The sequence below is a fragment of the Mesorhizobium sp. B3-1-9 genome (assembly GCF_006439595.1).
Lineage (GTDB): Bacteria > Pseudomonadota > Alphaproteobacteria > Rhizobiales > Rhizobiaceae > Mesorhizobium.
Window position 1 is genome coordinate 64,087 of record NZ_VFTJ01000003.1, and the last position, 11,027, is coordinate 75,113.

16 protein-coding genes are annotated in these 11,027 nt (G+C 61.8%); 8 read left to right on the forward strand and 8 right to left on the reverse strand.

What is annotated here, in order from left to right; translation table 11 throughout:
- Positions 1-107: 107 nt before the first annotated feature.
- The 5 genes from FJW07_RS06465 to FJW07_RS06485 form a co-directional block, all read right to left on the reverse strand.
- Positions 108-620: a ferritin-like domain-containing protein gene (locus FJW07_RS06465; RefSeq protein WP_140651991.1), complete on the reverse strand. Its 513-nt coding sequence runs from the start codon at positions 618-620 to the stop codon at positions 108-110.
- Between the two features lie 157 nt (positions 621-777).
- Positions 778-2,088, reverse strand: coding sequence for an Nramp family divalent metal transporter (locus FJW07_RS06470; protein ID WP_140855275.1), 1,311 nt, complete (start codon positions 2,086-2,088; stop codon positions 778-780).
- A gap of 228 nt (positions 2,089-2,316) precedes the next feature.
- Entirely contained in the window at positions 2,317-2,526 is a 210-nt protein-coding gene (locus FJW07_RS06475) for a hypothetical protein (RefSeq protein ID WP_140855277.1), read from the reverse strand.
- Between the two features lie 199 nt (positions 2,527-2,725).
- The gene (locus FJW07_RS06480; protein WP_140651987.1) at positions 2,726-3,019 is read right to left on the reverse strand and encodes a hypothetical protein; all 294 of its coding nucleotides are present in this window, start codon (positions 3,017-3,019) and stop codon (positions 2,726-2,728) included.
- A gap of 207 nt (positions 3,020-3,226) precedes the next feature.
- Positions 3,227-3,946 carry a Crp/Fnr family transcriptional regulator gene (locus FJW07_RS06485; protein WP_140855279.1) on the reverse strand — a complete coding sequence of 240 codons (720 nt, stop codon included), beginning with the start codon at positions 3,944-3,946 and terminating at the stop codon, positions 3,227-3,229.
- A gap of 317 nt (positions 3,947-4,263) precedes the next feature.
- Here FJW07_RS06485 and FJW07_RS06490 point away from each other — a divergent pair, with 317 nt between their 5' ends.
- Positions 4,264-5,514, forward strand: coding sequence for a trimethylamine methyltransferase family protein (locus FJW07_RS06490; RefSeq protein ID WP_140855281.1), 1,251 nt, complete (start codon positions 4,264-4,266; stop codon positions 5,512-5,514).
- A 59-nt stretch (positions 5,515-5,573) separates the two neighbouring features.
- On the opposite strand, the gene FJW07_RS06495 is transcribed toward FJW07_RS06490, so the two are convergent.
- Positions 5,574-5,777 carry a CsbD family protein gene (locus tag FJW07_RS06495; protein WP_140855283.1) on the reverse strand — a complete coding sequence of 68 codons (204 nt, stop codon included), beginning with the start codon at positions 5,775-5,777 and terminating at the stop codon, positions 5,574-5,576.
- Positions 5,778-6,220: 443 nt separating this feature from the next.
- Between FJW07_RS06495 and FJW07_RS06500 the strand changes: the two genes are divergently transcribed.
- The gene (locus FJW07_RS06500; RefSeq protein ID WP_140651983.1) at positions 6,221-6,634 is read left to right on the forward strand and encodes an HD domain-containing protein; all 414 of its coding nucleotides are present in this window, start codon (positions 6,221-6,223) and stop codon (positions 6,632-6,634) included.
- Positions 6,635-6,741: 107 nt separating this feature from the next.
- Here FJW07_RS06500 and FJW07_RS06505 read toward each other — a convergent pair whose 3' ends face one another.
- Complete coding sequence (locus FJW07_RS06505) at positions 6,742-7,104, reverse strand: hypothetical protein (protein WP_140855285.1); 363 nt, start codon at positions 7,102-7,104, stop codon at positions 6,742-6,744.
- Between the two features lie 89 nt (positions 7,105-7,193).
- Between FJW07_RS06505 and FJW07_RS06510 the strand changes: the two genes are divergently transcribed.
- Entirely contained in the window at positions 7,194-7,403 is a 210-nt protein-coding gene (locus tag FJW07_RS06510) for a cold-shock protein (protein ID WP_140640931.1), read from the forward strand.
- A gap of 263 nt (positions 7,404-7,666) precedes the next feature.
- Positions 7,667-7,876, forward strand: a complete 210-nt coding sequence (locus FJW07_RS06515; protein ID WP_140640933.1) for a hypothetical protein — start codon at positions 7,667-7,669, stop codon at positions 7,874-7,876.
- A 141-nt stretch (positions 7,877-8,017) separates the two neighbouring features.
- Here FJW07_RS06515 and FJW07_RS06520 read toward each other — a convergent pair whose 3' ends face one another.
- A complete protein-coding gene (locus FJW07_RS06520) occupies positions 8,018-8,281 on the reverse strand; it encodes a hypothetical protein (protein WP_140855287.1) in 264 nt (87 codons plus the stop codon).
- Between the two features lie 351 nt (positions 8,282-8,632).
- On the opposite strand from FJW07_RS06520, the gene FJW07_RS06525 reads away from it, so the two are divergent.
- The 4 genes from FJW07_RS06525 to FJW07_RS31640 all read left to right on the forward strand — a co-directional run bounded on the left by FJW07_RS06525 (position 8,633) and on the right by FJW07_RS31640 (position 10,819).
- Complete coding sequence (locus FJW07_RS06525) at positions 8,633-8,875, forward strand: hypothetical protein (RefSeq protein ID WP_140640937.1); 243 nt, start codon at positions 8,633-8,635, stop codon at positions 8,873-8,875.
- Between the two features lie 38 nt (positions 8,876-8,913).
- The gene (locus FJW07_RS06530) at positions 8,914-10,005 is read left to right on the forward strand and encodes a PAS domain S-box protein (protein WP_140855289.1); all 1,092 of its coding nucleotides are present in this window, start codon (positions 8,914-8,916) and stop codon (positions 10,003-10,005) included.
- Between the two features lie 143 nt (positions 10,006-10,148).
- The gene (locus FJW07_RS06535; RefSeq protein ID WP_140855291.1) at positions 10,149-10,508 is read left to right on the forward strand and encodes an SPW repeat protein; all 360 of its coding nucleotides are present in this window, start codon (positions 10,149-10,151) and stop codon (positions 10,506-10,508) included.
- 143 nt (positions 10,509-10,651) lie between these two features.
- Complete coding sequence (locus FJW07_RS31640) at positions 10,652-10,819, forward strand: hypothetical protein (protein WP_181182580.1); 168 nt, start codon at positions 10,652-10,654, stop codon at positions 10,817-10,819.
- Positions 10,820-11,027: the final 208 nt, after the last annotated feature.

Here is an 11,027-nt window from a genome sequence, read left to right on the forward strand (position 1 = left end):
GCCATTCGATAGAACGTGGGTCCAACAAGCAGCAGCGAGCCCCGGCAATCTGCCGGGGCTCGCTGGAAGCTGGACCAAGGAAAGCTGCGCCCGTGCGCGGATCGTCGCTACGCGGCTTCAGCCGCGACATTGACCGCGGATTCGGCGAGCTGGGTGAGCGCTGCGTCCGTTTCCTTTTCTTCGGTCAGCGTCTTGTCGAGCAGGGTGACGGCTTCGGTCAGGCCGAGCTCCTGCGCCCAGGTCCTCAGCGTGCCGTAGCGCGAAATCTCATAGTGCTCGACGGCTTGAGCAGCGGCCAGCAGACCTGCGTCGAGCGACGGAGATCCCTTGTACTCGTCCATGATCTCGGCGCCTTCCTCGGTGATGCCCATAATGGCGGCACACGTCTTGCCGGCCGGCTTCTTGTCGATCACCTCGAAGACTTCCTCGAGACGCGCGACATGTTCTTCGGTCTGGTCGCGATGTTTTTCGAACGCGGCCTTCAGCGCGTCATCCTGTGCCGCCTTGGCCATCTTCGGCAGCGTGGCGAGAATCTTCTTCTCGGCGAAATAGATGTCCTTCAGCGTGTCGTGGAAAAGTTCGTTCAGGCCCTTGTTCGAGGCCGCCTTCGTCGTCGCCATATCTGCATCTCCTGGTGAGGTTGGATCATCAACAACACGGCCTGACTGAACTTGTTCCAGAAAGAAATTCATGCGGGGACCCGCCCAAAACATCATTTGTTGTTGACCTGGCTCTGGTATGGAAACGGGGCCGGTGGTAAGGCGGGTCGCAGTCCCTCTATAGGAACCACTGCGCCACGAGGCCCACCGACGAGGCTGCCATTGTCAACGTCGATAGCCAGCCAAGCGCCCGCAGCCAGCCTTGCAAAGGGAGCTCCCCCATCACGTCCTTGCGGCCGGCCATCAGCATCATGACGATCATCACGGGAACGGCGCATATGCCATTGATGATAGCGCTCCAGTAAAGCGCCTTGATCGGGTCTATCGGTGTGAACATGATCCCGGTGCCAAGAGCTGTGGCAGCGGCGAGCGTCGCGTAGAACGCCACGGCTTCCTTCGGCTTGCGCTGCAGCCCGACCGGCCAGCGCAGCGCTTCGCCGACGGCGAAAGCCGCTGACCCAGCCAGCACCGGCACAGCCAGAAGCCCGGTGCCGATAATTCCCATCGAGAAAATAATGAAGGCGAATTTTCCGGCCGCCGGCTCCAGCGCCTTTGCCGCGTCGGTGGACGAAGCAATGTCCGTCACCCCTGCCTTGTGGAGGGTGGCGGCCGTAGTGAAGATAATCGCGATGGCGATCAGATTCGAAAAGGCCATTCCGACCAGCGTATCGGCGCGTATCCGCCGGAAGGCTCTGGGCGCCTGCCACGGCGCCCACCGCAGCGGCTTGGCGGTTGGCCTGAGCTCTTCCTCTTCAACCTCCTGCGAGGCTTGCCAGAAGAACAGATAAGGCGAGATCGTCGTGCCGAGGATTGCCAGCAGCGTGGTGAAGAAGGCGCCGCTCCATTCGATGTGCGGGATGAACAGCCCTTTGGCCGCGTCCGCCCAAGGCACATTCGCGGCGAACATCGCGGCAACATAGGCGAACAGGCTCAAGGTGGTCCATTTGAGGACTTTCACATAGCGGGTGTAGTCGAGGAAGACGATCGCGCCGATACAGACGATCGCGAAAGCGATCACATAGAGCGGGCTCGGCCCACCGACGAGCAGCTTCAATGCATCTGCCATGGCGCTGAGATCGGCGCCGATATTGATGACGTTGGCGAGGAACAGCAGCATGACGACCGCGTAAAGCAGCGAGGCCGGATAGTGCCGGCTGAGATTGCCGGAAATACCTTCGCCCGTGGTGCGCCCGATACGGGCGGCGATCTCCTGGATCGCGGCCATCAGCGGGAAGGTGAACAGCATGACCCAGCCGATGTTGAAGCCGAGCTGGGCGCCGGCCTGGCTGTAAGTTCCGATACCAGACGGATCGTCATCGGACGCGCCGGTAATGAAGCCTGGCCCGATCGTGCGGAGGAACCGCTGGAACGGGCCCTTTGCCGGCGTGTTGCTTTGTTCTCCCTCGACCTGGGAACCGACCTCGGTCATTGCCGGCCTTTCCAGCTTCGCTCAAGCGGGAAAGAAGCGGCCGTCGGGGCGACGGGCTGCGCAAGAGGCTGGGTGAGGCCGTTCCACATAAAATGAGCACCGGCTAATGAAGGCATGATGTAACCGGCGGACATGACGTCGGTTCCACCGGGACCGCCACCTTGGCATCGCGGCCACACGGTCATCATCAACATTTGTTTGGCCAGCCCGCATTTGCGTCGGCGCCATCTAGCTTCTGCGGCCCACGACCTTGAACCCGAACACACCGGGGCGAAGCCGCGTCAGCTCGACGACCCGGATCCATTTCGCGGCGTCGCCGCGCAGCGTGACCTCGACCCCGAGCGCCTTTCGGGCAGCCTCGAACGGCGCCATCGCCTCGACGGCGTGGCTTGCAAGGACGGTCTCGCCGTCCAATTCCTCGACGCGATAGGCCCTCATTGCGCCGGGTCCCCGCAGCCCTGCGAGTTTGAGCGGCAACGCGAGGCGTTGAAAGTACATTTGATATGAGGGGCGGTTAATTCGTCACGAATTGCAACGAGTAGGTCGCAACATCGCTGCAGGCATAGGGCCGCTCTTTAAGTACAGCAAGTGCTGGACGCTCGCTCCGGTGCGGGCGTCCAGCGCTCTTCTGAGACGCTCAGTTATTGCCGGCGAGGTCCCTGGTCGCCTTGCAGAATTCATCGTGGGACTTCGCGATGGTCTCGTCTGCGCAGTCTTTCTTCATGGACGCGCGATCCTCTTCGGTAAGCGCCATCCAGGCTTTCTTGAACTCATCGCCCGACCTCATGGTTTTCATGCCGGCATCGGTGAAGAAGGGCGACATTTTCTGGGGATCGTCCAGCGCGGACGTTCCGGTGCTCGCGCCAGCAAATGCCGAGCATGTCATGACCGAAATCGCGAACGCACTCATCAAGATCACTTTGGTTTTCATGGTACGCGTCTCCCTGCCTAATTTAGAAAATCCGCATCGAGATAGCGTTCTTGACGCGAAATAGTTCCAGCTAGCGGACGAAAAACAAGCAAGGCAATCGAGTATCATTCCCATCGCCTGCCTGGCGCACGGCGGTCCGGGCAGATTGTTCGCAGTTTTCACCGATTGACGAAGAAGACGGTGAGGATTTGACCCGTGAGTTTCCGGCTAACGCGGCTCGCGCGTCATCGAGAGATAGGTCGGGTCGAACTCGGCGATCTGCTGCAGCTTCTGCCAGTCGAGGATCGTCACCGTATGGGCCGCCCAGGCGATCACGCCGCTGTTGCGCAGCGCGCTGATGACGCGGTTCATATGCACCACCGACAGACCGAGCACATCGGAGAGCTCGGCTTGCGAAACGGGCAGATGGAAGCTCATGCCGTTGGTGCGCTTGACCACCTGCAGCCTGACGAACAGCTCGCAGAACAGATGCGCCAGATGCGAGACTTTCGAGCGCCGCCCCATGGCGACGATCCACTCGCGGTGGATGGCGCCGTCGATCAGCGTGTCGAGCCACAACAGCCGCGTGAGGTGCGGCGCCCGCTCGGTGATGCTGCGCAGCTTCGAATGGTCGGCCAGGATGACGCGGCAGGGCGAGAGCGCGATGACGCCGTGATCCATCGTCTTCAGCAGGAAGGCATAGAGGTCGACGAAATCGCCAGGAACCTGCAGCGAGGTGAATTGCCGGCCGCCATCGGCAAGCACCTTGTAGCGGGCAGCGAGGCCGTCGAGGATGAGTGTGCTGTAGGCCGGCCGCGATCCCGACGCGACGATATCCTGCCCGGCCGAAAAGCTGCGCTCGCCCGCCATGAGGTCGCCGAGCAGCGCCTGCTCCTCATCCGACAGGCTGTCGTGCTGGCCGAGATTCAGGAAAAGCGATTCAAGCATTCATGTCTTCCATGAGCGGGCCGAGCGGCCCGGTCACAGGGGATGTCACAAGGGATTCAAGAACAGGCACGTTTGACGAGGTATGGGGTTGTTGGTCAAAGCGCGCTAACATTTGATACTTCGGCGCCTTTCCCCGGCGAAATGCCGACGAACGCATTGCGGCCGGCGTCGCCGATCGCCGGGACCTTCCGTTCCCGATGCCATGCCTTTCTGGAAGCGACGCAAGTTGGCGCGCCGGGAGCGTCGCGAAGGCAAACCGAATCCGGATAATCCGATCCGTCGGCGCCGTCGAACCTTTTGTGCCGGCCGGGGGATGCATGTCGGCTTCATTGGTTCCTGAACATCGCGTGGCGGCGGATTTCGTTGCCTCCCCCTATCGTGCCGGGTGCGACGAGGCCGGGCTCGAGACGATCGAGAAAGCGGCCGACCGGGTGCTCGAGGAAACCGGCATCCGCTTCCTCGACGATCCGCAAACCCTCGACATGCTGAAGCAGGCGGGCGGCGTGGCGAGCGGCGATGTGGTACGCCTGGATGGGGCCGAGCTGCGCCGCATCGTGCGCCGGCATGCGCCAGCAAGGTTCCTGCTGCGCGGCAGGAACCCGGCGCGGGACACGCCGGTCGGCGAAGGCGCGGCGCCCGTCCTCGCGCCGATTTATGGCGCGCCCAATGTCGTGCTCGACAATGGAACGAGAGTGACCGGCAGCCGGCGGATCTACGGCGAGCTCGTCGCCGCCGCGCATGCCGCGCCGGGGCTGACCAACACCGGGCAGATGATCTGCGTCATGGAGGACGTCGCCGAGGACCGGCGGCCGCTGGAGATGCTGCTTGCGCATCTCACCCATTCCGACAAGCCGTTCATGGGCAGCATCGCTTCGCCGGCGGCCGCCGAGGCGGTGATCGACCTGACCGCAGCCGCGATCGGCCGGCCGGCGCTCCCCGGCGAATGCAATCTTGTCCACCTCATCAACGCCACGCCGCCGCTCACCTATTGGCCGAACCCGTTGAAGTGCCTGCGGGCGATCGCGCTGAAGGGCGAGGCGAGCATGGTCTCGTCCTATATGATGATGGGCGCGACGGCGCCCGTCACCGTGGCCGGCGCGCTGATCCAGGGCTACGCCGAGGTGCTGGCCGGGCTAGCGTTGGCGCAGCTCTGGCGCCCGGGCGCGCCGGTGGTGATGGGCATCCTCGCCTATCCGTTCGACATGCGCCGGATGCAGCCCAACTTCGGCGACCCGGCTTCGCAGCTCGTCCAGTTCTACGCCGCGGAACTGGGCAGGCGGCTCGGCGTGCCGGCGCGGGGCGACGGCGCCGTCACCTCGGCTAAGGTCGACGATGCGCAATCCGGCGCGGAAGGGGGCAGGGTGCTTTCGGCCGCGCTGTCCTCGGGCGCCCATTTCATCCTGCACGCCGCGGGCTGGCTGGAGCAGGGCCGCACGGTGTCGCGCGAAAAATTCCGCCGCGACGCCGCGGCGCTGGCGGGACTCCGCCTTGGCCGGACGGTAGAACCGCCCGCGCCGCTCGAGCAAGGAATCGAGACGGAGCTACGCGACCGTATCGAGCTCGCCTGAACAGCCAAAGGAAAAGGCGCTGCCGCGAGGCAACGCCTTCGTTTTCGGGAAGCCGGCTGCTACCAGCCCTGCATGTTATACCAGTCGTCGATGTCGCGGCGCACGCGATCCTTCTCCAGGCCGTAGCGTTCCTGGATCTTGCCTTCGAGCTGGTCGCGCTTTCCCGCAATGCGGTCGAGGTCGTCGTCGGTGAGCTTGCCCCACTGTTCCTTGACCTTGCCCTTCATCTGCTTCCAATTGCCTTCGACGCGGTTCCAATCCATTGCCGGACCTCCTGTTGGACACGGAAGGCTAACGGCAACGCCGTCGCGAGGTTCCTGCCGAAAAGCTTTTCTGCGTCGAGATCCTGCACCGAGCCCAACGACATGGCCGAAGGAGGTTTCATCTGGCGGTCATATTGAACCGGCAAACTGGCAAGCGCTGAACCAGGCCCCTCCGGTCAGCATGTTCCCAAGACTTCTCTTGCCCGGCTCCTGGTCCGGGCTTCTTTTTAGGCGCCGCTTCGAAGGGTGCCACAGATGGCCTGACCGTTCTTAAAAATCCGCGAGCAGCGGAACATTCGCCTGGCGCCGATGTTCTTGAATGCAGGATGGCGCGCAGCCCGCTTCCCCCGCGAAAAGCGCGCCACCCGGGGCTCAGGCCCGAGCAAGCCCGCCTCGGCCGTCCCTCGCCGGGACGGGCTTTATTGTGACGAGATTGGAAGACCATGCTCCACGAAGCAGCAAGGATCGCTGAAGAGGCCCATCGCGGACAAACGGACAAGACCGGCCGGCCCTATATCGAACACTTGCGACGCGTAGCCGATGCCGTCGAAACGCTTGATGAAAAGACCGTCGCTTACCTGCATGACGTCATTGAGAAGGGCGAGGGCTGGACGCTCGACCGGCTACAGTCGGCGGGTTTTGGATTCGTGGTCGTGGCTGCCGTCGATGCGCTGACGAGGCGTCTGGACGAGAGCGAAGAGGGCTTCATCTGTCGCGCCGTCTCCAATGAACTGGCGCGACCGGTAAAGGAGGCGGATCTCAAGGACAATCTTTGGCAGGCTCACCAGGCGGGTGCTCCGGCGGAGAGATACGAGACCGGCCTGACCATCCTTGATCGTCTGGATGCAAGGGGCTGAACCTTAATGCATGTCGCCCAGAAGTGTGCAGCGGTTCTGGGACAACGACATGCAGCAAAACAAAGGCTTAAAGCGCGTCGCCTGAATCCGCTTCAGCGCGACGCGCTTTAAGACTGCGATGCGATCGCCTTGGCCTCGCGAATAAGCGAGCTCCAGTTCAAGCCGACCAGATAGATGAGTTCGAGCGCCTGCGCTTCGCCTATTTCCGTTTCGCTCACCAGCCGCTGCACGAACTCGTCCAAGGGTAGGTGGTTCTCATTCCAGATCGGGTTGTCGTCCGCCGTTGCCCTTTCTCTTCCAGGATCCAACGCCTTGTCGGCTGGCTCGTTGCCCTCGGCTGGTTGGCTCTCGATCGCAACACCATCTTCGGAAGTATTATTTTGAAAAGCCTTGTCGATCAGGAAATTTAGCGCTATGTATGGAAGATCGATCTTGCTGAAAGAACGTTGTTTTCGCGCTAAATGGCGCACTTACGATCTTCCCTCTCAATTTCGAAGATAGCGTCGCTCGGCGATTGTCGGGCGCGTATAATTTTGCGTCGATTTGTAAGGAGATCGCAATGACTACTGGAACGGTGAAGTTCTTCAATGCCACCAAGGGTTTCGGCTTTATCGAGCAGGGCGGCGGCCAGCCGGACGTATTCGTCCATATTTCAGCCGTGGAGCGCGCAGGACTGCGCTCTCTGGTCGAGGGCCAGAAGGTCAGCTTCGACATCGTGAAGGATGCTCGCAACGGCAAGAGCTCGGCAGACAATCTGCAAGCCGCCTGATCACAGCGCCTCGGGGTCCTTTGACCACGGATGTACTGGCATCGGCCGCACACGCGCGTTGGAGAAGGTCGGGCTGTGCCCGGCCTTTTTTGTTCTAATGCATGTCGCGCAAAAGTGACCTCGGTTTTGCGACAACGACATGCATCAAGCAACGACCTAAAGCGCGTCGCGTGAATCCGTTTCGACGCGACGCGCTTTAGGCAATTCCTGGAAAAGTGTGACGCGCTTTTTCGTACGGAATTGCGTGAAACAAGGAGAAAACAATGAAGTCGCTACCGGATACCGGCCTGTTCAAGCCGGTCCCATCCCGCACGGAAGCCAAGACCGACACGACGTCCCGCGTCGCGCGACAGATACAGGACCTGGAAGCGGCTGCCCGGGCTGCCAAGACAAAGCGGTTGCGCGAAGCCAGGCTGGCGCAAGAGGCCGACGCACCTCCCGTCGCGCCGAAGAAACCGGCCCGCAAGCGCTAGCCAGCAAAGGCTGGCCGGCAGGTCATACTGCGAGAGCAGGCAGGAGGAAGTTTCCAGGGCGCCTCGATTGGTTGAACGCAGCGGCCTCGACCCCAAGTTCGCCAATCGCATGACGCGACTGATGGGGGGAGGGCGAGGCTTTTATGCGCCCCGATCCACCTGAAGCAGGTGTTCCATGGACCCGTCCGGCAAGGATCGCTCGCTGAGCGCCTTTTCCAGATCGTTGCGATTGTCGCGGCCGCTGGCATCGGGCAGGTCGAGCGCGGTAAGCGCCTGTTCATCGAATTCCACGATCGCCCCATAGAGTTGCGCGACTTGCAGAACCAACTCCTCGATGTCCTCGCGGGCGATGTTTTCGGCGAGATTTAGGAGCCTTATCTCCTCAGCCACCACGACCAGATTCACGACTCCGTGAGCCCACAGGGCGGTCTGTACCCGGCTGTGGGCGTCGTCTCTCAGCTTGTTTGTGTATCTTATCCGCATGGAAAACCCTCCCTTTCACGGACGGTTTATCCCTTTGATTCGATGATGCTCCCCTGGCCCTGGAATGGCAAGTGGAAATTAAAAAAATAGAAATGATATCAGTCAGTTATGATAGAGCACGTAGTGCTTGGTAGACGCATCGTTGGCATCGTTGGTCTGTTGCGGTTTTGACTCACAGAGCGACCTTGACGTTTCATTGGACGTAACCTAGTTAATTGCAAAATAAGACATATACTAACTCGTGGCATTTGTAGCCTTTAAAGGGAGGCACACGTGGCTGAACTTGAGCGTCCGCAGCGTTTGCAGATCATGCTCAATGACGAAGAACTCGCGGCTCTGGAGAACTGGCGCTTTGAAAAGCGCATGCCCAGCCGCTCCGCGGCGGTGCGGGAGCTTTTGCGCCGCGGCCTCGCCTCGGAAGGGTTTCTGATGGCGGAAATCGGGATCAAGTCGCAGGATTTCGGCGTCGTGCGACCGGCGAAAGCGCACGGCGACGCCGAGAACTCGGCCGATTAGGATGTTGCCTTTATGCAGTCCGGCGCTACCTTCAGCATATGACAAAAATCGGGGGGATTATCCGCCAGGACGCAAGCGCTGACGCACGCCTGGCGGCCATCGTCGATTCTTCCTACGATGCCATCATCGGCAAGGATCTGAACAGCATCATCACCGATTGGAACCAGGCGGCTGAGCGCGTCTTCGGCTACAGCGCCGAAGAGGCCATCGGCCAGTCGATCCTGATGCTGATCCCCGATCATATGCAGAACGAGGAGAGCGAGATTATCGCTCGGATCCGCGGCGGTGAGCGCATCCCTAGCTTCGAGACCACCCGAAGGCGCAAGGACGGATCGCTGGTTGCCGTTTCGCTGACCATCTCGCCGATCAAGAACAGTGCCGGCGACATCGTCGGCGCATCGAAAATCGCCCGCGACATCACCGCCGCCAAGGAAAGCGAGCGCCGCATCCGCCTCCTGATGCGCGAAGTCAACCATCGGGTAAAGAACCAGTTCGCGGTGATCCTGTCGATGGTCAGGGAAACCAGCAAGCGCTCGACCGATCCTGTCGAGTTCGAGCAGATGATCCGCTCGCGCATCATGGCGCTGTCGCGCTCGCACGATTTGCTTGTCACCTCGGAATGGGCCGGCGCCAGCCTTTTCGACCTGATCCAGGAGCATTTGAAGCCCTTCGGCCACGAAGAGCGCATCTCGCTTTCCGGGCCGCTGCTTACGCTGCAGTCCAATGCGGTGCAGAATCTCGGCATGGCCTTCCATGAGCTCGGCACCAACTCGGCCAAATACGGCGCGCTGGCGGCCGAGGGCGGCCGCGTCGAAATCACCTGGAAGGTCGAGGCCGGCCCCGAGGCGCAGCGGCGCTTTCATCTTCTGTGGCACGAAACGTCCGGGACGACAGCAAGCGAAGCCGGGCGGAACGCGGCCGACCGCAAGGGTTTCGGCGACCGCAAGGGTTTCGCCGACCGCAAGGGTTTCGGCACGGTGGTGCTGCAGCGGGTGGCGCCGCAGTCGCTGAGCGGTTCCTCAAGCCTCGAACGCGCTCCCGGCAGCGTGAAGTGGGAGCTCGACGCGCCGCTCGAGGCAATCGTCGTGCCGCAGCTGGGGGCGGAGGACGAAACCGACTTCAGCCTCTGAGAGGCTGCGCTACCCGGCGCGCGGGGCTGTCCACCCGGTCGGCACCTTGCAGCTTCATAGAAGCGTAATTACATCAATGGCTAAGCGTGCGATGTCCACGCGAATGCAATTGCTTTGGTCAAGCTTCATCCATGGAGGTTGTCATGGCAAGCAAACTGATGGAAGCAAGAAAGAGCCAGGACTGGATCACTCTGGTCCTCGCGATTTGCCTGTTCATCTCACCCTGGGTCATCGGATTCACCGCGGCGATGGTGCCCGCGTGGAACGCCTGGATAGTCGGCGTTCTGCTCGGCGCGGTGGCGCTGGCGACGCTTTCGGTGTTCGCCGAATGGGAGGAATGGGTAAACGTCGTCCTCGGGCTCTGGCTGATCGTGTCGCCCTGGCTGCTGGGCTTTGCGGCCGACACGCATGTCATGGCCACGCACGTCGTGCTCGGCGTGCTGGTGGTCGCGGCATCGGCCTGGGCCGTCTGGGACTTCCGTCATCCCCACGCGCATGCGTGAGCGGTGACTGAGCGGGAGCCCGCCGCGCAAGCGGCGAGCCCCTGGTATTGCGGTATCGGGGGCATCGGGCTGGACGGTGATTGCGGCGTTCACGCAATTGCTGCAACAGGGAACCTTTTCGTGCATTCTTGGGAATGGTCTCGATGCTCAACCCCGATACCCCCGCCAAATGCTGCTCCTATTGCGGCGGCCGCGACCATGATTTCGAGGAATGCCCGAAACGCAAGGCCGACGCGGAGAAGGAAAAGGTGGCGCGGGCGACTGACGCTATGCCTTTGTTCGCCAGCGAAGATCCAGCGGCAAAATCCTAGGGCCGCGATCCCCCGCGCCCGCTGTCCCGCCGACATCCACGTTGTCCGCTCCAGCACTCATCCGCTCGGGAGCACCCGCAGCCTCCGCAAAAGATCTTGCCCTTGATCCTCGCCATCGAGGCGGGTGGGGTGCCCGCGCGCCGCGCCGCGTCCTGACTTTTTCTGGGATGGTCGCGGAACGGCCGTTGAACCGGTCTATGGTCGGGAC

What these genes read in the sequence shown, in the direction of transcription:
- FJW07_RS06485 (WP_140855279.1), bottom strand. Translation starts at nt 3,946, where the DNA reads ATGCTTGAATCGCTTTTCCTGAATCTCGGCCAGCACGACAGCCTGTCG.
- FJW07_RS06475 (WP_140855277.1), bottom strand. Translation starts at nt 2,526, where the DNA reads ATGAGGGCCTATCGCGTCGAGGAATTGGACGGCGAGACCGTCCTTGCA.
- FJW07_RS06470 (WP_140855275.1), bottom strand. Translation starts at nt 2,088, where the DNA reads ATGACCGAGGTCGGTTCCCAGGTCGAGGGAGAACAAAGCAACACGCCG.
- FJW07_RS06500 (WP_140651983.1), top strand. Translation starts at nt 6,221, where the DNA reads ATGCTCCACGAAGCAGCAAGGATCGCTGAAGAGGCCCATCGCGGACAA.
- FJW07_RS06530 (WP_140855289.1), top strand. Translation starts at nt 8,914, where the DNA reads ATGACAAAAATCGGGGGGATTATCCGCCAGGACGCAAGCGCTGACGCA.
- FJW07_RS06490 (WP_140855281.1), top strand. Translation starts at nt 4,264, where the DNA reads ATGTCGGCTTCATTGGTTCCTGAACATCGCGTGGCGGCGGATTTCGTT.
- FJW07_RS31640 (WP_181182580.1), top strand. Translation starts at nt 10,652, where the DNA reads ATGCTCAACCCCGATACCCCCGCCAAATGCTGCTCCTATTGCGGCGGC.
- FJW07_RS06515 (WP_140640933.1), top strand. Translation starts at nt 7,667, where the DNA reads ATGAAGTCGCTACCGGATACCGGCCTGTTCAAGCCGGTCCCATCCCGC.
- FJW07_RS06465 (WP_140651991.1), bottom strand. Translation starts at nt 620, where the DNA reads ATGGCGACGACGAAGGCGGCCTCGAACAAGGGCCTGAACGAACTTTTC.
- FJW07_RS06495 (WP_140855283.1), bottom strand. Translation starts at nt 5,777, where the DNA reads ATGGATTGGAACCGCGTCGAAGGCAATTGGAAGCAGATGAAGGGCAAG.
- FJW07_RS06510 (WP_140640931.1), top strand. Translation starts at nt 7,194, where the DNA reads ATGACTACTGGAACGGTGAAGTTCTTCAATGCCACCAAGGGTTTCGGC.
- FJW07_RS06535 (WP_140855291.1), top strand. Translation starts at nt 10,149, where the DNA reads ATGGCAAGCAAACTGATGGAAGCAAGAAAGAGCCAGGACTGGATCACT.
- FJW07_RS06480 (WP_140651987.1), bottom strand. Translation starts at nt 3,019, where the DNA reads ATGAAAACCAAAGTGATCTTGATGAGTGCGTTCGCGATTTCGGTCATG.